22 protein-coding genes and 1 riboswitch are annotated in these 23941 nt (G+C 62.8%); of the genes, 11 read left to right on the forward strand and 11 right to left on the reverse strand.

The genetic code is table 11. The annotated features are described in order from the left end of the window. Positions 1-9: 9 nt before the first annotated feature. Genes QEH68_RS13380 through QEH68_RS13390 form a run of 3 tightly spaced genes read right to left on the reverse strand, consistent with a single transcriptional unit; the run spans position 10 to position 2488 of the window. Positions 10-438 (reverse strand): HIT family protein, encoded by a 429-nt coding sequence (locus tag QEH68_RS13380; RefSeq protein WP_280623099.1) that lies wholly within the window; start codon positions 436-438, stop codon positions 10-12. After that, entirely contained in the window at positions 435-1583 is a 1149-nt protein-coding gene (locus tag QEH68_RS13385) for an NAD(P)-dependent alcohol dehydrogenase (protein WP_280623100.1), read from the reverse strand. Before QEH68_RS13385 ends, QEH68_RS13380 begins: the two co-directional genes overlap by 4 nt. Then, entirely contained in the window at positions 1580-2488 is a 909-nt protein-coding gene (locus QEH68_RS13390; protein WP_280623101.1) for a sulfurtransferase, read from the reverse strand. Before QEH68_RS13390 ends, QEH68_RS13385 begins: the two co-directional genes overlap by 4 nt. Before the next feature lie 71 nt (positions 2489-2559). Between QEH68_RS13390 and QEH68_RS13395 the strand changes: the two genes are divergently transcribed. Continuing rightward, entirely contained in the window at positions 2560-3642 is a 1083-nt protein-coding gene (locus QEH68_RS13395; RefSeq protein WP_280623102.1) for a PLP-dependent cysteine synthase family protein, read from the forward strand. Here the strand turns inward: QEH68_RS13395 and QEH68_RS13400 are convergent. Then, positions 3639-4292 (reverse strand): MBL fold metallo-hydrolase, encoded by a 654-nt coding sequence (locus QEH68_RS13400; protein WP_280623103.1) that lies wholly within the window; start codon positions 4290-4292, stop codon positions 3639-3641. The genes QEH68_RS13395 and QEH68_RS13400 overlap by 4 nt on opposite strands. A 94-nt stretch (positions 4293-4386) precedes the next feature. On the opposite strand from QEH68_RS13400, the gene QEH68_RS13405 reads away from it, so the two are divergent. Then, positions 4387-4854: a Fur family transcriptional regulator gene (locus tag QEH68_RS13405; protein WP_207593926.1), complete on the forward strand. Its 468-nt coding sequence runs from the start codon at positions 4387-4389 to the stop codon at positions 4852-4854. Here the strand turns inward: QEH68_RS13405 and QEH68_RS13410 are convergent. The 5 genes from QEH68_RS13410 to QEH68_RS13430 all read right to left on the reverse strand — a co-directional run bounded on the left by QEH68_RS13410 (position 4851) and on the right by QEH68_RS13430 (position 10239). Next, a complete protein-coding gene (locus tag QEH68_RS13410; RefSeq protein WP_089595564.1) occupies positions 4851-5741 on the reverse strand; it encodes a metal ABC transporter permease in 891 nt (296 codons plus the stop codon). The two genes, QEH68_RS13405 and QEH68_RS13410, sit on opposite strands and share 4 nt — an antisense overlap. Continuing rightward, entirely contained in the window at positions 5742-6557 is an 816-nt protein-coding gene (locus tag QEH68_RS13415) for a metal ABC transporter ATP-binding protein (RefSeq protein ID WP_280623104.1), read from the reverse strand. A gap of 154 nt (positions 6558-6711) precedes the next feature. Further along, positions 6712-7680 (reverse strand): zinc ABC transporter substrate-binding protein, encoded by a 969-nt coding sequence (locus tag QEH68_RS13420; RefSeq protein WP_280623105.1) that lies wholly within the window; start codon positions 7678-7680, stop codon positions 6712-6714. A 139-nt stretch (positions 7681-7819) separates the two neighbouring features. After that, the gene (locus QEH68_RS13425; protein WP_089595567.1) at positions 7820-8890 is read right to left on the reverse strand and encodes a hemolysin family protein; all 1071 of its coding nucleotides are present in this window, start codon (positions 8888-8890) and stop codon (positions 7820-7822) included. Then, entirely contained in the window at positions 8887-10239 is a 1353-nt protein-coding gene (locus QEH68_RS13430; RefSeq protein ID WP_207593930.1) for a hemolysin family protein, read from the reverse strand. The genes QEH68_RS13425 and QEH68_RS13430 overlap by 4 nt, the downstream gene beginning before the upstream one ends. Before the next feature lie 489 nt (positions 10240-10728). Here QEH68_RS13430 and QEH68_RS13435 point away from each other — a divergent pair, with 489 nt between their 5' ends. From QEH68_RS13435 to QEH68_RS13450, 4 genes are all read left to right on the forward strand, one after another. After that, positions 10729-14526, forward strand: a complete 3798-nt coding sequence (locus QEH68_RS13435) for a multifunctional oxoglutarate decarboxylase/oxoglutarate dehydrogenase thiamine pyrophosphate-binding subunit/dihydrolipoyllysine-residue succinyltransferase subunit (RefSeq protein ID WP_280623106.1) — start codon at positions 10729-10731, stop codon at positions 14524-14526. A gap of 139 nt (positions 14527-14665) precedes the next feature. After that, on the forward strand, positions 14666-15265 hold the full coding sequence (locus QEH68_RS13440; RefSeq protein ID WP_207593932.1) for a GDSL-type esterase/lipase family protein: 600 nt from the start codon (positions 14666-14668) through the stop codon (positions 15263-15265). Between the two features lie 84 nt (positions 15266-15349). Next, positions 15350-16198 (forward strand): DUF4097 family beta strand repeat-containing protein, encoded by an 849-nt coding sequence (locus QEH68_RS13445; protein ID WP_280623108.1) that lies wholly within the window; start codon positions 15350-15352, stop codon positions 16196-16198. Next, positions 16198-16812 (forward strand): PadR family transcriptional regulator, encoded by a 615-nt coding sequence (locus QEH68_RS13450; protein ID WP_207593934.1) that lies wholly within the window; start codon positions 16198-16200, stop codon positions 16810-16812. Before QEH68_RS13445 ends, QEH68_RS13450 begins: the two co-directional genes overlap by 1 nt. 275 nt (positions 16813-17087) lie before the next feature. Here QEH68_RS13450 and rsrA read toward each other — a convergent pair whose 3' ends face one another. Continuing rightward, positions 17088-17348: a mycothiol system anti-sigma-R factor gene (rsrA, locus tag QEH68_RS13455; RefSeq protein ID WP_159707456.1), complete on the reverse strand. Its 261-nt coding sequence runs from the start codon at positions 17346-17348 to the stop codon at positions 17088-17090. Beyond that, positions 17345-18049 (reverse strand): sigma-70 family RNA polymerase sigma factor, encoded by a 705-nt coding sequence (locus QEH68_RS13460; RefSeq protein ID WP_269768455.1) that lies wholly within the window; start codon positions 18047-18049, stop codon positions 17345-17347. Before QEH68_RS13460 ends, rsrA begins: the two co-directional genes overlap by 4 nt. A gap of 271 nt (positions 18050-18320) precedes the next feature. Between QEH68_RS13460 and QEH68_RS13465 the strand changes: the two genes are divergently transcribed. The 5 genes from QEH68_RS13465 (at position 18321) to QEH68_RS13485 (ending at position 23938) form a co-directional block, all read left to right on the forward strand. Further along, a complete protein-coding gene (locus QEH68_RS13465; RefSeq protein WP_207593935.1) occupies positions 18321-18836 on the forward strand; it encodes a DoxX family membrane protein in 516 nt (171 codons plus the stop codon). 6 nt (positions 18837-18842) lie between these two features. Continuing rightward, positions 18843-20213, forward strand: a complete 1371-nt coding sequence (gene aroA / locus QEH68_RS13470; protein ID WP_280623110.1) for a 3-phosphoshikimate 1-carboxyvinyltransferase — start codon at positions 18843-18845, stop codon at positions 20211-20213. A 2-nt stretch (positions 20214-20215) separates the two neighbouring features. Continuing rightward, positions 20216-21331, forward strand: a complete 1116-nt coding sequence (locus QEH68_RS13475; protein ID WP_280623111.1) for a ribosome small subunit-dependent GTPase A — start codon at positions 20216-20218, stop codon at positions 21329-21331. Positions 21332-21385: 54 nt separating this feature from the next. After that, complete coding sequence (gene hisN / locus QEH68_RS13480; protein WP_207593938.1) at positions 21386-22198, forward strand: histidinol-phosphatase; 813 nt, start codon at positions 21386-21388, stop codon at positions 22196-22198. Between the two features lie 184 nt (positions 22199-22382). Then, a riboswitch (SAM riboswitch) is annotated at positions 22383-22496 on the forward strand. A gap of 32 nt (positions 22497-22528) precedes the next feature. Then, the gene (locus tag QEH68_RS13485; RefSeq protein ID WP_280623112.1) at positions 22529-23938 is read left to right on the forward strand and encodes an aminotransferase class V-fold PLP-dependent enzyme; all 1410 of its coding nucleotides are present in this window, start codon (positions 22529-22531) and stop codon (positions 23936-23938) included. Positions 23939-23941 lie beyond the last annotated feature (3 nt).

Raw genomic sequence — 23941 nt, forward strand, 5'->3', positions numbered from 1 at the left:
TCGAAGGTCTCAGTCCTGCGGGACGGCATCCCCATGCCCGGCCGAACGCAAGGCAGCACGAAGCTTCACGGCCGTGGCATCCATGATGGCGGGATCCGGATTGTGGTCCACGTTGTGGATCTCGAAGTCTGCAGTGGAATAAGCCGGCCACACGTGGACATGCAAGTGGTCCACCTCAAAGCCTTCCATCAGAACGCCTACTCTTTTGGCGTCAAACAGGTCCTCCTGGACCTTTCCGATGCTTTGCGCAACATCCATGACCTTGGCCAGCAGCTCGGGACGCGCGTGGGTCCATGAATCAACTTCTTCACGCGGCACCACCAGCGTGTGCCCTTGCGTCAGCGGTGCAATAGTCAGGAAAGCCACCACTTCGGCGTCCTTCCAGACGAAGCGGCCCGGAATCTCCCCGTTGATGATCTTGGTGAACAGTGTGCTCATGCGTCTGCCCTTTCGGATGGGTCCTGGAGTGTTGAGGTGTCCAGCACGAAACGGTACTTCACATCACCGGCCACCATGCGGTCGTAGGCCTCGTTCAGCTGGTCGGCCCGTACCATTTCGATGTCGCTGGCAACACCGTGTTCCGCACAGAAGTCCAGCATTTCCTGAGTTTCCTCGATGCCGCCAATCAACGAGCCTGCATAGGCGAGCCGGCGGCGGATGAGCAGTCCGGGGCTGACCGGAGGCATCTCATCCGCGGGAAGGCCCAGCTGGAAGAGCGCCCCGTCCAGGCGAAGCGTGCGGAAGTAGGGGTTGAGATCGTGCGGTGCAGCAACAGTGTCAATAATGACGTCGATGCTCCTGTTGGCCGCTTCCATGGCATCGGCATCCTTGGACAGGACCACGTGGTCGGCGCCCAGCTCCCGGGCAGCGTCAAACTTGGATTCAGAGGTGGTAAAAACTGTCACTTCCGCCCCCATGGCCTTGGCAATCTTCACAGCCATATGTCCCAGGCCACCCAAGCCCACCACGCCCACGGCGTCGCCTTCTTCCACATCGAAATACCGCAGCGGAGAGTATGTGGTGATCCCGGCACACAGCAAAGGGGCTGCCGCTGCCGGATCAAGGGCTTCGGGAACACGCAGCACGAAGCGACGGTCCACCACTACCGACGTCGAGTAGCCGCCTTGGGTGATGGCGTCACCGTGCCGGGGGTCTGCGGCCCCATAGGTACCGATGTTGCCCCGCTCGCAGTATTGCTCCAGGCCGTCAAGGCAGCTCTCGCATTCACGGCAGGAGTCCACCAGACAGCCGACGCCGACGTAGTCGCCCGGCGTGAACTCCTTTACGTCGGAGCCCACGCGGGTTACCCGGCCCACAATTTCATGGCCGGGAACCAGAGGGTATGGAGGAACCCGCCATTCTCCGCGCGTCGCATGGACGTCGGAGTGGCACAGTCCGCAAAACTCAATCGCGATCTCTACGTCATCTGCGGTGGGTGCCCTCCTCGCAAGGGTCAGGGGCACCAAGCCGCTGTCCGGGGACGTGGCACCGTACGCAGCAGCCAGGGTGGTGCTTCCGGTGTCACCGGTGTCCAGGGTGATGGGTTTGGCAAGGGGCGGGGGAACGGGGCGTCCTGGAGTCATGCTCCGACGCTACTCCCGGCAGCTGTGCTTCTGCCACTCGGCCCCACGCCGTCCCCGGAGCCTTCCTTCAACGGCTCACTGCCCACGGCCACCGGGTTGCCGGGGTTGTTGGACCACTGCGAGAAGGATCCCGGGTACAGGGCGGCTTTGTATCCGGCGATGTGCAGTGCCACGATTTCATGGCTCGCTGTGACGCCGGATCCGCAATAGACCGCCACAGGGGACGAGCCATCCACGCCCAATGCTTCGAAACGACGGCGGAGCTCTTGGGCCGGCAGGAATGTTCCGTCGGGTGCGAGGTTCCCTGTGGTGGGGGCGCTCACGGCGCCGGGGATGTGCCCTGCCCGCGGATCAATCGGCTCTACTTCGCCCCGGTAGCGCTCCCCCGCCCGGGCATCGAGCAGGACTCCGCTCCGGTGCCACTGCGCGGCCTCGGCTTCGTTGATGACCGGCAGGCGTCCTTCGCCGAGGGAAACACTTCCGGCCACGGGCCTTGCCTCACCTGTCTCCTCCGGGTGACCGCCGGCGCGCCAGGCGGCGAGGCCGCCGTCGAGCAGGTAGACAGATTCCAAGCCCGCATTTCGCAGCATCCACCAAACGCGGGCCGCGGCCATGCTTCCGCTGTTGTCGTAAGCAACCACGGTATCGCCGTCGTTGATGCCCCATTGCCGCGCGGCATCCTGGAACTGTTCGGTCGATGGCAACGGATGCCGGCCACGGCCTGGCTGCGCATGGTCGGCAAGCTCTGTGGGGAGGTCCACGAACACGGCGCCGGGCAGGTGCCCGGCCAGGTACTCGCTGTGCCCGTCCGTCCGGCCGAGCACCCAGCGGACATCCAGAAGCACGGTCCGCTCCCCTGAATCGAGGCGATAGCGCAGTTCGGGGGGACTTATCAGCGTGGACATCTTTTCTCCTTCATTCCTGCGGCACGGGCTCCGTTGCTGCCGGCGCCCGATTTCCAGCCTAGGCTTATCCGGTGAGCAATTCGTGCATTCAGGACAGGGCATGGGCCAGCGAGGCCATCCGCAAAATCGAGGCCGAGAACAACCGATCAGCGGACACGCACCTTTATGCAGTCCCCCTCCCGGACCATTGGGGCGTCCAGCTGTACCTGAAGGACGAATCAACGCACCGCTCCGGCAGCCTCAAGCACCGTCTTGCCCGGTCCTTGTTCCTCTACGGATTGGTCAACGGCTGGATCACCGAGGGCACCACCATTGTTGAGGCCTCGAGCGGCAGCACGGCAGTCTCCGAGGCCTATTTTGCCCGGCTCATCGGACTGCCTTTCATCGCGGTGATGACAAAAACCACCAGCCCGGAAAAGATCGCCCTCATCGAGGAATTCGGCGGTGCGTGCCTGCTGGTGGACCACGCCTCCGAGGTGTACGCGGTGGCCGAAGAGACCGCGAAAACCTCCGGCGGCTACTACATGGACCAATTCACGCACGCAGAACGCGCCACGGACTGGCGCGGCAACAACAACATCGCCGAGTCGATTTTCGACCAACTCGCGCTTGAGGAACACCCTGTCCCGGAGTGGATCGTCGTGGGAGCGGGCACCGGCGGTACCAGCGCCACCATAGGCCGCTATCTTCGGTACAACCGCTACTCCACCCGCCTCGCCGTGGTGGACCCGGAAAACTCGGCCTTCTACCCCGCATGGCGCGACGGAGACGCCGCCACGGCAACGGGCCAGCCATCCAGGATCGAAGGCATTGGCCGGCCACGATCCGAGCCGAGTTTCGTGCCCGCGGTTATCGACCACATGATCCAAGTGCCGGACGCCGCCTCGGTGGCAGCCATGCGCCACCTCCGGAAACTCACGGGCCTGCATGCCGGTCCCTCCACGGGGACCAACCTGTGGGGCGTGTGGCAGTTGGTGGCCGGGATGGTCGCCGAGGGTCGACGGGGCAGCATCGTGTCGCTGATGTGTGACGGTGGGGACCGCTACGAGGGCAGCTACTACGACGCCGGATGGCTTGCGGCGAAGGGACTGGACCCCGCACCGCACGAGGCAGTACTGGAGCGGTTCCACCGCACAGGGGTGTGGACCGGCTAGACCTCTACAGAGTCGCGTAGGGCAAGACGCCGGTAGCTGGTCCCGTAGCGGGCACCGATACGGGTCACGTGGCCTTCAACAATGCCCCGCCCCAGTTCGTTAAGCAGGGCGTCGTGCACCGGGAACGCCCGGGGAGCACGGACCGAGATGACAAAATCGACAACCTCCCCCACCTTGGACCATGGAGCATGGATGGGCACCAGGAGGGTCTTGACGTCAATTCCGTCCGGGACCACGAAAGAGTCCCCAGGGTGAAACACGTTGTCATCGATCAGGTACCCGATGTTGGCCACCACCGGGATCTGGGCGTGGATCACTGCATGCTGGCCGCCGAACGTGCGCACGCTGAACCCTGCGGCGTCGAAACCGGAGCCCGGCTCAGCCGTGTGGACGCGGACTGCGACGTCGGATTCCTCACGCAGGGCTGCGGCAACCCCGGCTGGAGCATGGACCTCAAGTCCTGCGTTGCTCCGGAGCGCGGACACCAGGGCGGGCCGGTCAAAATGGTCATTGTGCTCGTGCGTAATAAGGACGGCGTGGGCGCCGGTCAACGCTTCCCCGGACTCGGAGAAGGTCCCGGGATCGATGACCAGAACGTTCCCGTCCTTCTCCAACCGGACACAGGCGTGGGTGTATTTGGTGAGCAACATGACCAAAGCCTAGGACCACCGGCTGAGAGTTTCCAAGCCTGCCCTGCTGGTAAAATTGGGGTTTGCCAGCATCCCCAGGGAAGTGAGTCCTTCAATGCCACACGGCACCAATTCCGCCACGACCGGCCCCTCGGCGCCGGCCACCAGCGGCGTCAAGGAGCAGCGCGTTACCAAGCAGCGCTTGGCCGTCAGCGCCGCACTGGACGAATTGGATGACTTCGTCAGCACCCAGGAGCTGTACCGCCTGCTGCAAAACAAGGGCATTTCAGTGTCCCTGGCCACTGCATACCGCATCCTTCAGTCGTTGGCCGACGACGGACTCATTGATGTCCTCCGCAACGGTGAAGGCGAAGCGGTTTACCGACGCTGCAACGTCACCGGCCACCACCACCACCTGCTGTGCCGCAACTGCGGCAAGGCAGTTGAAGTGGAGGCACCCGCCGTCGAGACCTGGGCAGCACGGACGGCTGCGGAACATGGCTTTACTGAAGTGGCCCACACCGTGGAAATCTTCGGCCTGTGCCCTGAGTGCACTGCCAAGAAGGCAGCCGGGACTCTCTAGAGGGCGCCTGCCGGCTGGTCCCGCGACACCCGTCCGTTGAGGCCCCTGTTGGCCCTGACCCGTCCGATCACCCTGCACACCACGTAGATCAGGAACGACAGCGTGGTGACGTACGGGCTGATGGGAATCCGGCTGCCGAGTGCCAGCAGGATTCCGCCAACGGTAGCCGTCATCGCGAAAACCACGCTCAGTACTACCACCAACCTGGGTGAGGTGGTCACCCGAAGCGCAGCTGCTGCCGGCGTAATCAGCAACGCGAGGACCAGCAGGGCGCCAACGATCTGGATGGACAGCGCCACACTGACACCCAGCAGCACCATGAAGCCAATGGCCAGGCCGCGAACAGGAACCCCCCTGGCTTCCGCCATTTCGGGGTCTACGCTGGCAAAGCTCAGCGGCCGCCAGATTGCCGCCAAGGCGATCATCACCACCACTGCAGTTCCTGCAAGAACCTGCAGCTGCACGGTGTCCACGGAAACAATCTGACCGGTGAGCAGTCCGAACTTGTTGGCCGCGCGGCCCTCATAGAGGGCCAGGAAAAGGATGCCCAGCCCCAGGCCGAACGGCATGATGACACCGATGATCGAGTTCTTGTCCCGCGCCCGGACGCCCATGAAGCCCAGCAGCACAGCGGCCGCCACTGAGCCGACCAAGGAGCCAAAGATGATGTCCGCACCGATCAGCAAGGCAAACGCAGCTCCGGCGAAGGACAATTCCGAAATGCCGTGGACAGCGAAAGCCAGGTCCCGCTTCATCACGAACGTGCCCACCAACCCGCCCAGCAGACCCAGTACGGCTCCAGCCCAAATGGAGTTCTGGACGAGGACCAGCAACTCGCCGTAGTTCTCGAAGTTGAAAATGGTCTGCAGAATCGTGTCGAGGTCCATCTAGAACTCCTCCCCGGCGGTTGCATGGGCATCGTCATGGAAGTGCGTGGTTGCGTCAGGGAGACCGACGACGACGATCCTTCCGTTGGCGTGGATGACCTCCACATGGCTGTTGTACAGCTCCGAAAGGACTTCCGTGGTCATGACTTCCTGGGGCGTTCCCACACGGAACTGGCCGCCGGCAAGGTAGAGGACCCGGTCAACATAGTCGATCACCGGGTTGATCTCGTGGGTCACGAAAACCACTGCACTGTTCCGCTCGTGGCATTGCTTGTTGATCAGCGAGCTGACGCCCTGCTGGTGGTGCAGATCCAGGGAAAGGAGCGGCTCGTCGCACAGCAGCACCTGCGGCTCCGTGGCCAGTGCTTGTGCCACCCTGAGCCGTTGCTGCTCACCCCCGGAGAGTTGCCCCACGGGCACCTTCGCATAGTCGGAAGCCCCCACCAGCTCGAGTAATTCATCTATCCTCGGGTTGACCTTACCGGCCGAGAACCGCATGCCCCACCTGTGCCCGTCGATTCCCAAGCCCACCAGGTCCCGTGCGCGCAGGGGTGTGTCTGGAGCAAACGACTTTTGCTGCGGGATGTAGCCGATCCGCTTGCTGCCTCGTTCCACCGGATGGCCGCCCAGGGAGACAGTCCCTGAATGCAGTTCCTGCAGCCCAAGGAGAACCTTCAGGAAGCTGGTCTTGCCGCTGCCGTTGGGACCCAGCACAGCGAAGAACTCGCCGGGATTGATGTCGAGGTCGAGATCCCGCCAGAGCGCCCTCTTGCCGAACTGAAGGCTCGCTCCGCGGAGGCTCACTACCGGTGTCAAAAGTTGTCCTCGATCCATGCGTCGCTGGGAACGCAGTCAGTGGTGCCGCTGGCATTCGCGGCCGTGCTGGTGGCAGGCAAAAGGCCCCGCAGCCATCCTGAATATCTTAGGACGTTGGCAGGGCCCTTCACCGCATAGCGGGTGTCGGGAAATGCTACTTCTTGAGTGCGGAGGAGACCGATTCCACGTTGTCGGACATCCACTGGAGGTAATCCTTGCCATCGGGCAGCGTCTCGGTGAAGTTCACCACTGGCACGCCCGCAGCTTCCGCGGCCCGCTTGACGGATTCAGTCTGCGGTCCTTCGGTCTGCTCGTTGTACGCCAGGAACCGCACGGATTTGGCAGAGACCAGGTCCGTGGTTTCCTTCAATACCGCGGCCGGGACATCTGTTTCCTCTTCAATGGCAGCGCTGTAAGCCTCCGGAGTCTTGTTTTCCAGGCCGGCAGCTTCAAGGAGGTACAGGGGCACGGGCTCGGTGACAGCTACCGGCGCATGGTCGTTTGCGGCCTTGACGGCGGCGAGCTTTCCGGTGAGGTCGGCGAGTTTGGTTTTGAAGGCTTCGGCATTGGCTGTGAAGGTCGCGGCCGATCCCGCATCCAGGCTGCCGAGCTTGGCAGCAACTGCATCGGCGAGCTTGCCCATGGTGTCCAAGCTGTACCAGACGTGCTCATTGAACTCGCCGTGGTTGTGGGTGTGGCCTTCTTCGCTGTGGGATTCCCCGCTGTGGGCTTCTTCTTCCGGGGCGAGCCCGGAGATTTCCACGGCGCTGATCATGTTTTCATGGCCGACTTTGGTCTCATCAGCAATTTTGTGGAGGAACTCGTCATAGCCTCCGCCGTTCTCCACCACGAGCTTGGCCTTGGAGATGACCAGCTTGTCCTGGGCACTTGCCTCATAGGAGTGCGGGTCCTGGCTGGTCTTGGTGATGATGGCGTTCACGTTGACTTTGTCCCCGCCAATGGCCTTCACAACATCCCCGTAGACATTCGTCGAGGTGACTACTTCAATGGCACCTAGCGACGATGAATCGCTTGCCCCTGCTGTCCCCGCGCAGGAAGAGAGAAACAGGGCGGCAAGGGCTGCGGAAGCGGCCATGGACAGGCGGGCGGCGGAACGACGCACGAGAACCTCGGATCTACTCAAAATGAGAATCAAACACAATTACTGGCAGATTCAAGTGTAACTCTAAATGGGAATGATTCCTATTTAGAGCCAGCCGGCGCCGATCGGGGTACGATCGGCGCCGGCCTTTTCCGTGGTGCTACTTGACCTGTTGATCTCCATAGCGGCGGATACCGGTCGCCTGGGTGGCGTCGCGGATCTCACCAACCAACTGTTCAATGACGTCCTCCAGGAAGAGGACACCCTGGGTCTCTCCGTCGGCGCCGATGACACGGGCCAGGTGCGATCCCGTCCGCTGCATGACGGACATGGCCTGCTCGATTTCGTCGTCCGGCGCAAGGTTTGCAAAGGAACGGATGCGCCCCTCGGCGATGGGATGCCGCCGGCCCTCGTCCGGGATGGACAGGATGTCCTTCACGTGCAGGTATCCGGCGAGTTCGCCGTCGTCGTCCACCATGGGGAAACGGGAGAATCCCGTGCGGCTGACCGCCTTTTCCAGGTCCACCGGAGTAGAGGCAGTCTTAAGCACCACCAATTTGTCCAAGGGAACCATGATGTGCGAAGCCGTATGCTCCGAGAACTCCAGTGCACCGCTCAACAAGCCAGTTTCGTCGTCCACCAAACCATGGCGTGTGGACTCCTGGACGATCGACTGCACTTCCTCCAGGGTGAACGAGGAGGACACCTCGTCCTTAGGCTCAATCTTCATCAGCCGCAGGATGTGGTTGGCCAGCCAGTTCAGGGTCCAGATGATGGGGTTCACCAGGCGTGCAATGAACATCAACGGCGGGGCCAACAACAGTGCGGCCTTGTCGGCTACGGAAACCGAGATGTTCTTCGGAACCATCTCGCCGAAGGTGACATGCAGGAACGTGACGAACAGCAAGGCGATCGCAAAGGCGATGATGTCCGCCAGTTCAACCGGAACGCCCACCAGCTCAAGGGGCTCGGCCAACAAGTGGTGGATGGCCGGTTCGGCAACCTGAAGGATCAACAGGGAACAGACGGTGATGCCCAGTTGTGCACAGGCAAGCATCAACGACACGTTTTCCATGGCGCGCAGTGTTGTCTGCGCGCGCTTTGATCCGGCTTCGGCCAAGGGCTCGATCTGGCTGCGGCGTGCAGACATGACGGCAAACTCGGCACCGACGAAGAAGGCGTTGCCGATCAGGAGAACAACGAGCCAGACAATTCCTACCCAGTCGCTCATACGGCCCCCGCTTCATGACGCGGATTCTCTGCGCTCTCCGGAGTGGACTCATCCGACTCCACATGATGGAAACAGATCCGGTCTATCCTTCGGCCATCCATCCTGGTCACCGTGAGCGTCCCGCCGCCCGTGTCCACCACGTCTCCCGTCCTGGCAATACGACCAAGCTGGCTCATGACATAGCCGCCCACAGTCTCATACGCGGACTCGTCGGGCACTGTGAGGTTGGGTATCTGCTCGGAAACCTCATCCGGCCGCAAGAGCCCCGGGAAGTACCAATCGCCGGACGCGCTCTGCAGCACTCCGGGGCGGACCTTATCGTGCTCGTCAGCGACCTCACCGACGATCTCTTCCACCAGGTCTTCCAGGGTGGTGATTCCTGCGGTTCCGCCGTACTCGTCCAGTACAACGGCCAACTGCAGGTTACCCTCGCGCAATTCGGACAGCAGTGCATCCAGGTGGATGGTTTCGGGAACCTGCAGGACATCGGTCATGATCGCACCGGCCTCAAGCTTGGCCCGGCGCTCTGCCGGGACAGCCACGGCTTTCTTGACGTGCACCACGCCGCGGATATCGTCCGTGGAATCACCAATAACAGGGAAACGTGAATATCCGGTGCGCCGTGCGGCGTCGAGGATGTCGGACACAGGCTGGTCGGCGTCGATGGTTTCCATGCGGATGCGCGGTGTCATGACATCTGCCGCCGTACGCCCGGAGAAGTTCAGGGTGCGGGCAACAAAGTTGGCGGTCCCGGCGTCCAAAGTCCCCAGCTCAGCGGAGCGCCTCACCAAGGAGGCCAGCTCTGCGGGGGTCCTTGCCCCGGAGATCTCTTCCTTGGCTTCAAGGCCGAACAGATTCAGCACCTTGTTCGAGAACCCGTTAAGAACCACGATGGCCGGCTTGAAAACGGCCGTGAACATCAGCTGCGGGCGGGCAAGGCGCTTACCCAAAGGGAACGCAAGGGCGATGGCCATGTTCTTGGGAACCAGTTCGCCGATCAACATCGACAAGAGGGTGGCGACAGCCATCGCCAGGATCAAGGCCACTGAATGCGCTGCCTCCGGACCAAGCCCCAGGGACGCAAGCGGACCCCCAAGAAGTTGCCCCAAGGACGGTTCCATGACGAAGCCGGTCAGCAGCGTGGTCAGGGTGATCCCGAGCTGGCAACTGGAAAGCTGCGTGGACAGCGATTTGAGGCACTTCAGCAGCGGCGCAGCACCATGATCGCCGTTATCAACCGCACGCTGAACGCTGGCTTGGTCCAACGCAACCAGGGAAAACTCAACTGCTACAAAGAAGCCGGTACCCAGGATCAAGGCAAAGCCGGCGAGGAGAAGAATCCATTCCACTTAGCGCATCACTCCATGAGTGGGCGCGTGCAGTGGGGAGGGCGCCTTCAGCGGGGGGATTCGCCCCGGCGGAGGCTGGTCGGGTCCCACGGACGCATGGTCCGGAGAACCACCGGCTGTGGGCGCCGGCGCGTGATGGGCATGTGAACGGGTATTGCCGGCTCGACGGGCACGCTGTGCGGAGTTGCCAGATTGGCTCCCCCGACAGTTCCCAGGCCGGCACCTAGATTTACTGTCCATAAGACTTTCAGTCTACAGTCCAGCCGCCGGGCACCTCCAACAGCAGGCCTGGCTCCGCGACAAAAAAGGAGTGTCACCCTACTAAGTCAGCCGCAACATGATTTAGGTCACCACTATTGGCAGTTAACCAACGATCCTAACTAGACTGTCAGGGGTCTGAGTTCGCGGGACCCGGACCCTGTCCCATCGTTGCGGAAAAGCAACTTTGGCCAGCGGGAAAACAACACTCATGGAAGAGGCGTATTTCAAGTGCCAGAGCAGCCCAGCCACCGTCTACCAGAGGAATTTGGCGGAAACGAGTGGCTCGTTGACGAACTGTACGAGCGGTACCAACAGGACAAGAATTCGGTCGACACCAAGTGGTGGCCGCTCTTTGAATCCTTTGCTTCTGCTGACGGCACTTCTTCCAACGGAAACTCCGCAGCTCCTTCAGCTGCCAATCCACCCACCCAAGTACTTCCCGTGGTAGCCCCGGCTGCAGCGGCTCCGGCACCGGCGCCGGCCGCTCCTGCCGCTGCCGCGGAACCGGCTGCACCGGCGGCACCCGCCCCGGCGAAAAAAGCACCGGCCACCGTTGCCCGGGACGGAGCAAAGAAGCCCGCAGCCGGAACCACGGCACAGCCCATTCCTGCCCAGCTGCCCAAGAGCACCAAGGCGCCGACGGCACCTGAGGAAGATGTCGTTTCCGTCCTCCGGGGTCCGGCCAAGGCCATCGCCACCAACATGGTGACGAGCCTTGAAGTACCTACCGCCACGAGTGTCCGCGCAGTTCCCGCCAAGCTGCTCATCGACAACCGGGTGGTCATCAACTCCAACCTTGCCCGTGCCCGCGGTGGCAAGGTCTCCTTTACGCATCTCATCGGCTACGCCGTTGTCCGGGCGTTGTCCCAGTTCCCGTCGATGAACGTCTACTACGACGAAATCGACGGCAAGCCCAGTGCTGTGCAGCCCGCACACGTCAACTTCGGCATCGCCATTGACATGCCCAAGCCCGATGGCACCCGCCTCCTGATGGTTCCCAACATCAAGAAGGCCGAGACCATGGACTTCGCTGAGTTCTGGCACACCTATGAGGACCTGATCAAGCGCGCCCGTAACGGCAAGCTGACGGCAGACGACCACGCCGGCACCACGGTCTCCTTGACCAACCCCGGTGGCATCGGCACCGTGCACTCCGTGCCACGCCTCTCCAAGGGCCAGGCCGCCATCATCGGCGTCGGTGCCCTTGACTACCCCGCGGAGTTCCAGGGCGCCAGCGAGAAGATTATCGCCCAGAACGCCATCAGCAAGATCCTCACGCTGACGTCCACCTATGACCACCGTGTCATCCAGGGCGCCGGCAGCGGCGAGTTCCTCAAGCTTGTCCACCAGCTCCTGCTCGGTGCGCAGAACTTCTATGACGAGATCTTTGAAGCCCTGCGTATTCCCTACGAACCCGTCCGCTGGAGCCCGGACCTCCAGGTGGATCCTGCCGACGAGATCAACAAGGTTGCCCGCATCCAGCAGCTGATCCACTCCTACCGCGTCCGCGGTCACCTGATGGCGGACACCGATCCCCTGGAGTACGTCCAGCGCAAGCACCCGGACCTTGACGTCCTCACCTACGGCCTCACGCTGTGGGACCTGGACCGCGAATGGCCCACCGGCGGGTTCGGCGGCAAGCCGCAGCTCAAGTTCCGCGACATCCTCGGGGTCCTGCGTGACGCCTACTGCCGCACCACGGGCATCGAGTACATGCACATCCAGGAACCTGCAGAACGCAAGTGGTTCCAGGACCAGCTGGAGCACCCCTACTCCAAGCCGAGCCGTGAAGAGCAGCTGCGCATCGTTTCCAAGCTCAACGCAGCAGAAGCTTTCGAAACGTTCCTGCAGACCAAGTTCGTTGGTCAGAAGCGCTTCTCCCTGGAGGGTGGCGAGTCGCTGATTCCGTTGCTCGACGCCGTGATCTCGGACGCTGCCGACGACGGCCTGGACGAGGTTGCCATCGGCATGGCCCACCGCGGCCGCCTCAACGTGCTGACCAACATCGCCGGCAAGACCTACGCACAGGTCTTCCGCGAATTCGAAGGCACCCAGGACCCCCGCTCCGTGCAGGGCTCCGGTGACGTCAAGTACCACCTCGGCACGGAAGGCACCTTCACCTCGGACAACGGCAAGCAGACCAAGGTCTACCTCGCCGCCAACCCGTCCCACCTCGAAGCTGTGGACTCCGTCCTCGAAGGCATTGTCCGCGCCAAGCAGGACAGGCTGGATCAGGGCGAGTCGTTCCCCGTCCTGCCCATCATGGTCCACGGTGACGCCGCATTCGCCGGCCAGGGTGTTGTGGCTGAAACCCTCAACCTCTCGCAGCTGCGTGGTTACCGCACCGGCGGCACCATCCACGTGATCGTCAACAACCAGGTTGGCTTCACCACGGCGCCGTCGTCATCGCGCTCGTCCACGTACTCCACGGACGTTGCCAAGATGATCCAGGCACCGGTCTTCCACGTGAACGGCGACGACCCCGAGGCCGTGGTGCGTGTTGCCCAACTGGCCTACGAGTTCCGTCAGCGTTTCCACAAGGACGTTGTCATCGACATGGTCTGCTACCGCCGTCGCGGCCACAACGAGGGCGACGACCCCTCGATGACGCAGCCGCTCATGTACAACCTGATCGAAGCCAAGCGCTCCGTCCGCAAGCTGTACACCGAGTCGCTCATCGGCCGTGGTGATATCACCGAGGAAGAAGCAGAGCAGTTGCTCCGCGACTACCAGGAGCGCCTGGAGCGTGTCTTCGCTGAGACACACGCAGCGCAGACCTCGCCGATTCCGATCATCACGGCGGATTCCGCAGCTGTCTCGGACATCGAGCGTCCCATCGCTCAGCAGGCCGACTTCGGGACCAACTCCCCGGCGTCCACCGCCATTTCCGCTGACACCCTTGCCCGCATCGGCAAGGCCCACCTGGAAATTCCGGATGGCTTCACGGTCCACTCCAAGCTGAAGCAGCTGCTGGAGAAGCGTGAGCAGATGTCCCGTGAAGGCGGCATCGACTGGGGCTTCGGCGAGATCGCGGCCTTTGGCTCGCTGATCATGGAGGGCGTGCCGGTCCGGTTGGCCGGACAGGACTCCCGCCGCGGTACGTTCGTGCAGCGTCACGCCGTCTTCCACGACCGCGCCAACGGCAACGAGTGGCTGCCGCTGGGCAACCTTTCCGATGACCAGGCCAAGCTGTGGATCTACGACTCCCTGCTGTCCGAATACGCAGCCATGGGCTTCGAATACGGCTACTCGGTGGAGCGCCCTGATGCCCTGGTCCTGTGGGAAGCGCAGTTCGGTGACTTCGTCAACGGCGCCCAGACCATCATTGACGAGTTCATTTCCTCGGCTGAACAGAAGTGGGGCCAGCGCTCATCGCTGGTGCTCATGCTTCCGCATGGATATGAAGGCCAGGGTCCGGACCACTCCTCTGCACGCATTGAGCGTTTCCTGCAGATGTGCGCCGAGGACAACATGATCGTGGCCAACCCCACCACCGCTGCCTCGCACTTCCACCTGTTGCGTCGCCAGGCCTACAGCCGTCCGCGCAAGCCGTTGATCATCTTCACGCCGAAACAGCTGCTCCGCCTCAAGGGCGCCGCATCTGCCGTCGAAGACTTCACTACGGGTGGCTTCCGGCCGGTCATTGCCGATCCCGAGGTTCAGCCGGCCAACGTGGACCGCGTCATCCTGGTCTCGGGCCGGTTGTACTACGACCTCCTGTCCAACCGGCAGAAGTCCGGCGATACCTCCACTGCCATCATCCGCGTTGAGCAGCTTTACCCGCTGCCCAAGGCTGAGATTGACGCAGAATTGGCCAAGTACCCGAACGCCGACATCGTTTGGGCACAGGACGAACCTGCCAACCAGGGTCCGTGGCCGTTCATGGGCCTGAACCTGGCACCGGACCTGGACCGCAAGCTCCGCTTGGTCTCGCGTCCGGCCTCGGCCTCCACGGCTGCCGGTTCCATGAAGCGCCACGCCGCTGAGCAGGATGCCCTGATCAAGCAGGCGTTCGAACGCAAGTAAAGCGAAACTGCCCGGTCTGAGGAGTGAATGCGCCCCTCAGGCCGGGCAGTTCTGTTTAATGGGACAGGTATCCGGTTCCGGAACCGGCCGATGATCCGGCAAACCGTGCAAGGACCGTAACGAGTGTGAAGAGGTAACCGTGGAAGACAGGAAGCTGCGTATCGCAGCTGTAGGAGATGAACTGCTCGCGGGCCTGGGGGATCCCCGCGCCTTGGGCTGGCTCGGACGAGTCCTGGCCCGAACGCCCCAGGACGCCGTCGTAGTGGAGAGTTTCCCGCTCCCCTGCCCCATGGAAGGCACTGAGGGCTTGGCCGCCCGGTGGCAGGATGAAGCCGGAAGGCGCTTCAGCGACACCCACGAGAACCGCCTGGTGATCGGACTTTCGGGCCGCGACCTCGAGTTCGGCCTGTCCACGGCGCGCAGTCGATTGAACCTGGCCAACATCCTCGACGGAGCCTCGCACAGCAGCGTGGAGGTCTTCGTGGTGGGACCCCCGCCTACGCTGGACCCGGCACGAAACAAACGGCTCGCGGAACTCAACACAGCTTTCGCCGATGTCACCACGCGGCGCAACCACCACTACGTTGACACGTTCTCTCCCTTGCTCAATCATGAGCAGTGGAGGACGGACCTTGCAGCCAATGGGGGAACACCGGGCCAGGCCGGCTACGGATTGATTGCGTGGCTCGTCCTGCACCGCGGCTGGTTCCAATGGCTTAACATCGCTCAACCGGAGTAGCCACGACAGCAGACCATTGCCTCCAGGCTATTCGCGATATATCGTGATTTTATCAAACGCGATATATCGCAATTTGGAGGGATTATGTCTGAGGAACTATGGACCGTCACCGGCCCTCAAACCATTGATGTGGACGATGTCCGCTCTCTGAAACTGGGAATCGTCAAGGGCCGCTTTGACGTTATGACCCACGACCAGCCTTCTGTCCGCGTTGAAATCAGCGAAATCACCGGCGACCCCCTCACGGTAACGCTCGTGGACGGCCGTTTGGAAGTCCGTCACCAACTGCAAGGGCCGCAAGGGTGGTTTCGCAACCTGATGGGCACCGTCAACAACACCAGTACCAACTCAGTGGTTGTCGGCATCGCCCTTCCGCCCGGTGTGGATGTCGAGGCGGGAACGGTCAGCGGCGACGGACTGGTGTCCGGAATCAGCGGACGGACACGCCTGAACACCGTCTCAGGCTCCGTTATGGCAGATGGAACCAGCGGCGAGTTGCACGTGAACACCGTCAGCGGCGAGGTCATCGTCAGGAACCACGACGGCGTCCTGACCGCCAAGAGCGTCTCAGGCGAAGTGACCGCTTCGGGCAAGTTCAAGAACGTCCGGGCCAGCACTGTCAGCGGTGACCTCAGCTTCGATCTCCAGGACTATACCAACGACCTCGGGGCGAACTCCGTCTCCGGCGACCTGACCATCAGGCTTCCCCACGACGTCGGCCTGGACATTGTGGCCAAGTCAGCCAGCGGAACCGTAGTGATCGACGACCAGATGTATGCCCAACCCGGCAGCAACGTGCACACGATTGTAGGCCCGGACGAAAAGCTCATGCTGGTGCGCACCAACACGGTCTCCGGCAAGACCTACATCATGCACGGGTCAGCACCGGCACAGGACAACAACCACCCGATCCCCGGGGAAGCGGGCCTCTGATGCCTCCCGTCTTTGCACACGGAGCCCTGCGCCTGTACCTGTTGGCGTTGCTCGAAGCAGGCCCCAAGCACGGCTATGAATTGATCAAGGCCTTAGGCGACCGGTTTGGCGGGACGTACTCCCCCAGCGCAGGGACCATCTATCCGCGCCTGGGCAAGCTGGAGGAAGAGGGCTTGGTAGCCACCGAGACCGAGGGCCGCCGCACCAAATACTTCATCACCGACGCGGGCCTCGCCGAACTTGATGGCCGCAGGGACGAGTTGGCCGACGTCGAAAACACCATTTCCGCCTCCGTCAGGCGGCTCGCCGACAACTTGCGCGAAGATATCCGCACCAATATGCGGGGCCTGCGGGCGGACCTTGCGGCCACTGCTGAAGCGGCCCGCACCACCGCAACCTCAGCACCTTTCCGGAGCCGGCCCGGCGGCTACACCCCTGAGGGCCAGCGCCTGGTGAAGGAAGCCGAGCTCATGGTCCAGTCGTTCAGGGACGATATCCGGGTGGAGCTGCGCCTGCACGGTGCCTCACAACCGCTGACGCCTTTGGCACTGGAAACAGTGCGTACGGTACTGGACCAGGCGCGCATCTCGATCAGGAACTCGCTGCGCAATTGACGTGGAGTTGGCTTCTTCCGGCGCAACAACGTTCCCGGTTCGCGACCCGGCACCCGGATGTGCGAAACTGGAGGGCAGCTCTATTGAGTATCAATCATTGAAGGAGGCCAGCTATGAGCAAGCGTGCACGTAAGCGTCGTGACCGTAAGCGCGGCGGCGCGAACCACGGCAAGCGTCCCAACACCTAAGCCAGCGGCTTAGTGTCACAGGCTTAAGAGCGAGGGCCCCGGAAACCATGCGGTTTCCGGGGCCCTTGGCGTTTGCGTCCGCTGGGATCAGGCTTCTACCGGCTTGATGGAGTGAATCCTGTCCAGAATCGAGTTCTTAAGGTTCTCCGGGGCTGACTCGGTGCACGACCGTTTGACCATGGTACGGATGAGGCACTCGAGGTCATACTGCTCGGAGCACTCCTCACAGGTGTCCAGGTGCTGCTTGATCTCAGTGAGGTCCTCGCGGGTCAACGCGCCGTCGAGGTATTCGTAGATCCGCTGCATTCGCGTATCGTCGCAATCGCCCAATCCCTGGCAGTCGCTCATTTCTCTTTCTCCTGATTGTTGCTTCCGGCCGCGGCCTGGTCTTCGGTGTGGGCCCTGAAGCCCCGTTCGGTGGCGTAGTCCGCCAGCATGTCCCGCAGCATCTTCCTGCCGCGGTGCAACCGTGACATGACCGTGCCGATGGGAGTGTTCATAATTTCAGATATCTGCTTGTACGCGTAGCCCTCGACGTCCGCGAAGTAAACAGCCAGCCGGAATTCCTCCGGGATGGATTGCAATGCGTTCTTGACGTCGGAGTCCGGCAAGTGGTCCAGCGCCTCAGTTTCCGCAGACCTCAACCCCGCAGAAGTATGCGACTCAGCTTTGGCCAACTGCCAGTCCTCGATCGTGTCCGAGTTGGACTGCAGCGGCTCACGCTGCCGCTTCCGGTAGAGGTTGATATAGGTGTTGGTCAGGATGCGGTACAGCCACGCTTTGAGGTTGGTCCCTGGCTTGTACTGGTGGAAAGCCGAAAATGCCTTGGTATAGGCCTCCTGAACCAGATCCTCCGCATCCGAAGGGTTTCGTGCCATCCTCATGGCTGCCGAATACAACTGGTCCACATACTGCATGGCGTCGCGCTCGAAACGCGCACGCCGCTGCTCGGGAGTCTCCGAAGCGACATCGACGTCGGGTGCGGCCACTGCGTCTTCCGCGCCGGCCGCCTGGTACATGGCCGCTGCGGCCGGTTCCGTGGTGCTCATCGTTGCCAAGTCTACTGTCAGCTGCGGGGAATCCGGCTGTGTGCCGTACCCGCGCTCCGGTAGAACCACACGGTCCTTAACCAAAGTCAAAAAATCAACTCCGTTCACCAAGGCGGCAACACCGTGCCGCAGTCCGGTCTCCACCGCACCACTAGTTCACAACGGCCGCCGGTGGGTAAATATTCCGCAAAGGTGCAAGACTAGAGCAGACTGCACCCCTTGAACACAAGACCCATTGACATAGTGTGGCAAGCCATCCAGGAGGCAAGACATGTCTGTTATCCGTTTTCTCGCGCGGCCCATGCTCGCGTCCAGCTTCGTCGTCGCAGGCCTTGACAAGCTCAGGAACGCAGACGATACCGCCAAGCAGCTCTCGCCCGTCCTTCGACGGGCCTCGGAATCGCTGCCCTTCAAAGCCGATGAGAAGACCCTCGCGCGCGTCCTTGGAGGCGCCCAGTTGGGGGCCGGCGCATTGCTCGGGCTTGGGAAGCTCACCCGTTTTGCCGCAACGGTGCTGGCTGTCACATCGGCGTTGAACTCCTACGTCGAATGGCGATCAGCGGATATCAGCACCAAGGAAGGGCGGAGCGCACGCAAGGCCCAGTTGCTGAAGAATATTTCCCTGACAGGCGGGGTCCTTCTTGCCTCGGTTGATACCGAGGGACGCCCCAGCATTGCCTGGCGCGCTGAGCACTTGGCTGCCGACGCCAAAAAGGTGACGGGCAAGCAGATCAAGCGGGCAGACAAAGCAGTACGCAAGGCCGTAGACAACGCAGTTGGAGCATAAGGAAGCATGACGGGGACCACCGCCGCAAATACCGGACCAAGCAAAGCCGCTGCGCTGCCTCTCTGGCCGGCGCCCTACGCCAAAGGGCCCGTGGATGCCACGGTGACGGTACCTGGTTCAAAGTCGTTGACCAACCGCTTCCTGGTGTTGGCGGCTTTGGCGGATGGTCCCTCACGGCTGCGGGCTCCGCTGCATTCCCGTGATTCCGCACTCATGATCCAGGCTTTGCGGCAGTTGGGGGCCACGGTCACGGAGGTTCCCGGCGACGGCGACTACGGCCCTGACCTTGAGATCACCCCGATGGATCCCGCCGCCCCAAGCGCCGGGACAGCCATTGACTGCGGCCTCGCCGGCACGGTCATGCGGTTCGTACCTCCGCTGGCGGCCCTGCGCAAGGGAACTACCGTCTTCGACGGCGACCCCCACGCCCGCAACAGGCCGATGGGCACCATCATCGAGGCGTTGACCGCCCTCGGCGTTTCCGTGGCAGCCGAAGGCGGCAGGACGCCGTCGGCCCTTCCCTTCATGGTGGACGGCACCGGCGAAGTCCGGGGCGGCCACTTAGTGATCGATGCCAGCGCGTCATCGCAGTTTGTGTCCGCCCTGCTGTTGGTCGGCGCCCGTTTTACCGATGGCCTCCACTTGGAGCACGTCGGCAAGCCTGTGCCCAGCCTGGACCACATCACCATGACCGTGGAGGTCCTCCGCAGCGTGGGCGTCACCGTGGACGACTCCGTACCCAACCACTGGCGGGTCTCCCCCGGGCCCATCCACGCCTTTGACCAGAGGATCGAGCAGGACCTTTCCAACGCCGGCCCCTTCCTGGCCGCAGCCTTGGCAACACAGGGCACAGTACGGGTCACCAATTGGCCGGAAGGCACCACCCAGGTTGGCGATATGTGGCGGACCATCCTGGCCACCATGGGAGCCAGCGTCACCATGGAGGACGGAACCCTCACCGTGACCGGCGGAACGGTCATCAAGGGCGCCGACTTCGACGAAACCAGCGAACTCGCGCCCACCGTTGCCGCCTTGTGCGCTCTGGCTGCCGGCCCCTCGCGGTTGACGGGGATTGCCCATCTCCGTGGCCATGAAACGGACCGGCTTGCGGCACTCGTTGCTGAAATCAACTCCCTGGGCGGTGACGCCGAAGAGACCGCCGATGGCCTCATCATCCGCCCCGCGGCTCTGCACGCCGGAGTGGTCCACAGCTATGCCGACCACCGCATGGCCACTGCCGGCGCCATCCTGGGCCTCGCCGTGGAAGGCGTCCAAGTGGAAGACATCGCCACCACGTCCAAGACCATGCCGGAGTTCCCGGAAATGTGGACCCGAATGGTGGGGACCATCTCCAGCACGGATGGGGCACAAAACTGACCATGGGCCGCGATGCACGCTCCTGGGACGAATCCGACGTCCGGATCCGACCCAACAAAAAAGGGTCCAGGCCACGGACCAAGGACAGGCCCAGCCATGACGACGCCGTCATCGGGCGGATCATCACCGTTGACCGCGGGCGGTACAGGGCGATTGTGGACGAGGATTCCGCGAACGCACGCGTCGTCGTCGCTGCGCGCGCCCGCGAACTGCGGCGTAACCCGGTAGTACCCGGGGACTTCGTCGCTTTAGTGGGGGACGTCTCCGGTTCGCCGGACACGCTGGCGCGGCTGGTCCGGGTGGAAGAACGACGAACCCTCCTGCGACGCAGCGCGGACGACACCGACCCCATCGAACGCGTCGTGGTGGCCAACGCCCACCAGTTGGTCATTGTTGTTGCAGCCGCCAACCCTGAACCGCGCACCGGATTCATCGACCGCGCCTTGGTGGCAGCCTACGACGCCGGCATTGAGCCGTTGCTGCTCATCACCAAGGCGGACGTCAAGGATCCGGCAGAATTGCTTGCCAACTACCTCAGCCTGGACTTCCCCGTCATCATCAGCCGCACGGCGGACTCCGAAGCAGGCGGCATCGACGCCCGCTCCGATGACGGCCTGTCCGCACGGTTGGACCGCGACGCCGTAGCCCAGTTGCGCTCCCACCTCGGCGGCAAGGTCACCGTGATGCTCGGCCACTCGGGCGTGGGCAAGTCCACCATGGTCAATGCGCTGACAGGGGCGGAGAGGGCCACCGGCGGCGTTAACGCCGTGACAGGCCGGGGCCGTCATACGTCCTCCTCCGCTTTGGCCCTGAAACTCGCCGACGCCCCGGCCGGCAGTTGGATCATCGATACCCCGGGCATCCGGTCCTTTGGCCTGGCCCATGTGGACCCTGACCGGATTCTGCATTCCTTCCCGGATCTTGAACCCGGAACTGAAGCCTGTGAGCGGGGATGCAAGCACGATGCCACGGCCATCAACTGCGGACTGGATCCGTGGGTTAACAACGGCCATGCAGGACCTTCAGGAGCAGCGCGGTTGGCCTCGTTGCGCCGGTTGCTCGGTGCCGACCCCCGGATGGAAGCAAAAGAGACCAAGGAACTGGGCACCGTCAACTAATCGTTGCGGCTTCACGTCCCCGCTGCAGCGAGCGTTTCAGGATAGTTTGGTGGCATGACCCATCCCGTTTCCACCTACAACGATGACCTGCGCCTTGCCCACGTCCTCGCTGACTCAGTCGATGCCCAGACCATGGACCGCTTCAAGGCCCTGGACCTGAAGATCGAAACCAAGCCAGACCTCACACCTGTCACTGACGCCGACAAAGCAGCGGAGGAAGCCATCCGGGGTCAGCTCTCCCGGTCCCGCCCCCGGGATGCTGTCCTTGGCGAGGAGTTTGGCAGCAGCGGACACGGTTCACGGCGTTGGATCATTGATCCCATCGACGGGACCAAGAATTTTGTCCGGGGCGTACCGGTGTGGGCAACATTGATCGCATTGGTTGATGAGGGTGAACCCGTGGTTGGCGTCGTCAGTGCACCCGCCTTGGGAAAACGCTGGTGGGCTGCCAAGGACATGGGTGCCTACATGGGCCGGTCCCTTGCCGCGGCCACCCGTTTGAAGGTCTCCAACGTTTCCCGCCTCTCCGATGCCTCCTTGTCCTACTCAAGCCTGTCCGGGTGGAAGGACCGCGGAAACCTGGATGAGTTTCTGGGGCTCACAGAGGATGTATGGCGAACCCGGGCCTACGGCGATTTTTGGTCATACTGCCTGGTGGCCGAGGGTGCAGTGGACATCGCGTGCGAGCCTGAGCTGAACCTGTACGACATGGCAGCCCTCGTCCCGATCGTTACGGAGGCCGGTGGCCGTTTCACCTCCCTGGAAGGCGACGACGGTCCGTTCGGCGGCAACGCGCTGGCCACCAACTCCATCCTTCACTCGGAAGTCCTCAAGCGGCTCAACCCGGGCCTGGACGACCTGCTCTAGGCAGGTTCGTTTCAGGGCACGCACGCTGCTTTTCACCGAATATTCGACGGCGGACGCCTCCTTTTGGAGGCGTCCGCCGTTTTTTCTTCGCCAGATCGGCGATTTACAACCCGGCGTAACAAAGTGCTTAACAAAGCGAAGTGACTTTGGAGGGGCCACTGGAGGTGCCCTAACCTTTTTTACAGGTCACGAGTGCCAGCGCTAAACCCCGGTTTGCTGGCCGGCAACCCTCCATTCGCGGCGGGGTGCCCCGGGTGACGACCCGGCCGGTCCGGAACGGATGCGGCAAGCGCGGATCCCCCTCCGGGGATCCCTCTTGAGTGAGGTCCCATGAGCACAGTTACGTTCGACTCAAACATCATTCCGTCTTTCGCCGGTGAAACCCCGTCTCAGGCAGCTCCCGCTGCACGGCCACTCGCCGCCGTCACTGGCGCTGAGCTGCAGGCACCGCTGATCCAGGGCGGCCACGTCCGCTATGCCAATCTGGACTACGGCGCATCGGCTCCGGCCCTGACCATCGTCTCGGCCTACCTCAACGAGGTCCTTCCTTACTACGCCAGCGTTCACCGCGGCGCGGGCTTTGCGTCCCAGATCAGCACCTCGGTCTATGAGAATTCGCGCAGTATTGTCCGTGAGTTCGTCGGCGGGCGTCCCGACGATTCCGTGATTTTCACGCGAAACACCACAGACTCCCTGAATCTCCTGGCAGGCTGCCTTCCGCAGATTGACGGCCGTTTCTCCGGGGAAGTCCTTTATCTGGACATCGAACACCATGCCAACCTTCTTCCTTGGCAGGGTGTCCCGCACCGCAGCGTCGTAGCGGCCTCCACGTTGACCGCCACGGTGGACAAGCTCCGCGATGAATTGGCCCAAGGCGGGGTCAGCCTGCTCGCCGTCACTGGCGCCTCCAACGTGACAGGTGAAATCCTGCCGATCGCAGAACTCGCTGCACTGGCGCACGAATACGGTGCCAGGATTGTTGTGGATGCCGCCCAATTGGCACCCCACCGCCGGATCAACATCACCGAGGACGACGTTGACTACGTGGTGTTCTCCGGTCACAAGCTGTATGCCCCCTTCGGCGCAGGCGTCGTAGTGGGCCGCCCGGACTGGCTCGACGCCGGGATCCCCCACCTGGCTGGTGGCGGCGCCGTCCGTGAAGCCCGCCTCGACTCGGTGAGCTGGGCAACGGGCCCTGCCCGCCACGAAGGCGGCTCCCCCAATGTCCTGGGTGCCGCAACCCTCGCCCGGGCCACCCAGGTCCTCGCCGGGCTGGACCAGGAGGCGTGGCACGCCCATGAAGCCGCCATCCGCAGATACCTGGTGGATGGCTTGGAGGCCATCGACGGCGTGACCGTGCACCAGATCTTCACTGACTCCGATGACACCATCGGTGTGGTCAACTTCTCCGTGGAAGGATTCGACGCCGGACTGGTGGCGGCGTATCTGGCCGCCGAGCACGGAGTTGGCCTCCGGGATGGACGCTTCTGCGCCCACCCACTGCTCAAGCGACTCGGGCTTCCCTCAGGCTCCTTGCGTGCCAGCTTTGGCGTCGGCTCCCGGTTGGAGGACGCCACGAGGCTGCTCGCAGGAATCGAAGGGCTTAAGCGCAACGGGTTGGGCTGGGACTACGTGGTGGACGAGGGCCGCTGGGTACCTGCCAACGACCACCGGACCTACCCGGAATGGGCGCCCAACACGCCCGGCACTGCAGGCGCTGCTCCTTGCACTGTTGACTAAACG

The organism is Paenarthrobacter sp. OM7 (assembly GCF_029873575.1).
Classification (GTDB): domain Bacteria; phylum Actinomycetota; class Actinomycetes; order Actinomycetales; family Micrococcaceae; genus Arthrobacter.

Bases quoted from the DNA above. Each gene is read 5' to 3' on its own strand.
- QEH68_RS13380 (WP_280623099.1), bottom strand. From the start codon at position 438: ATGAGCACACTGTTCACCAAGATCATCAACGGGGAGATTCCGGGCCGC.
- QEH68_RS13385 (WP_280623100.1), bottom strand. From the start codon at position 1,583: ATGACTCCAGGACGCCCCGTTCCCCCGCCCCTTGCCAAACCCATCACC.
- QEH68_RS13390 (WP_280623101.1), bottom strand. From the start codon at position 2,488: ATGTCCACGCTGATAAGTCCCCCCGAACTGCGCTATCGCCTCGATTCA.
- QEH68_RS13400 (WP_280623103.1), bottom strand. From the start codon at position 4,292: ATGTTGCTCACCAAATACACCCACGCCTGTGTCCGGTTGGAGAAGGAC.
- QEH68_RS13405 (WP_207593926.1), top strand. From the start codon at position 4,387: ATGCCACACGGCACCAATTCCGCCACGACCGGCCCCTCGGCGCCGGCC.
- QEH68_RS13410 (WP_089595564.1), bottom strand. From the start codon at position 5,741: ATGGACCTCGACACGATTCTGCAGACCATTTTCAACTTCGAGAACTAC.
- QEH68_RS13425 (WP_089595567.1), bottom strand. From the start codon at position 8,890: ATGAGCGACTGGGTAGGAATTGTCTGGCTCGTTGTTCTCCTGATCGGC.
- QEH68_RS13445 (WP_280623108.1), top strand. From the start codon at position 15,350: ATGTCTGAGGAACTATGGACCGTCACCGGCCCTCAAACCATTGATGTG.
- QEH68_RS13450 (WP_207593934.1), top strand. From the start codon at position 16,198: ATGCCTCCCGTCTTTGCACACGGAGCCCTGCGCCTGTACCTGTTGGCG.
- rsrA (WP_159707456.1), bottom strand. From the start codon at position 17,348: ATGAGCGACTGCCAGGGATTGGGCGATTGCGACGATACGCGAATGCAG.
- QEH68_RS13460 (WP_269768455.1), bottom strand. From the start codon at position 18,049: ATGAGCACCACGGAACCGGCCGCAGCGGCCATGTACCAGGCGGCCGGC.
- QEH68_RS13465 (WP_207593935.1), top strand. From the start codon at position 18,321: ATGTCTGTTATCCGTTTTCTCGCGCGGCCCATGCTCGCGTCCAGCTTC.
- aroA (WP_280623110.1), top strand. From the start codon at position 18,843: ATGACGGGGACCACCGCCGCAAATACCGGACCAAGCAAAGCCGCTGCG.
- QEH68_RS13475 (WP_280623111.1), top strand. From the start codon at position 20,216: ATGGGCCGCGATGCACGCTCCTGGGACGAATCCGACGTCCGGATCCGA.
- hisN (WP_207593938.1), top strand. From the start codon at position 21,386: ATGACCCATCCCGTTTCCACCTACAACGATGACCTGCGCCTTGCCCAC.
- QEH68_RS13485 (WP_280623112.1), top strand. From the start codon at position 22,529: ATGAGCACAGTTACGTTCGACTCAAACATCATTCCGTCTTTCGCCGGT.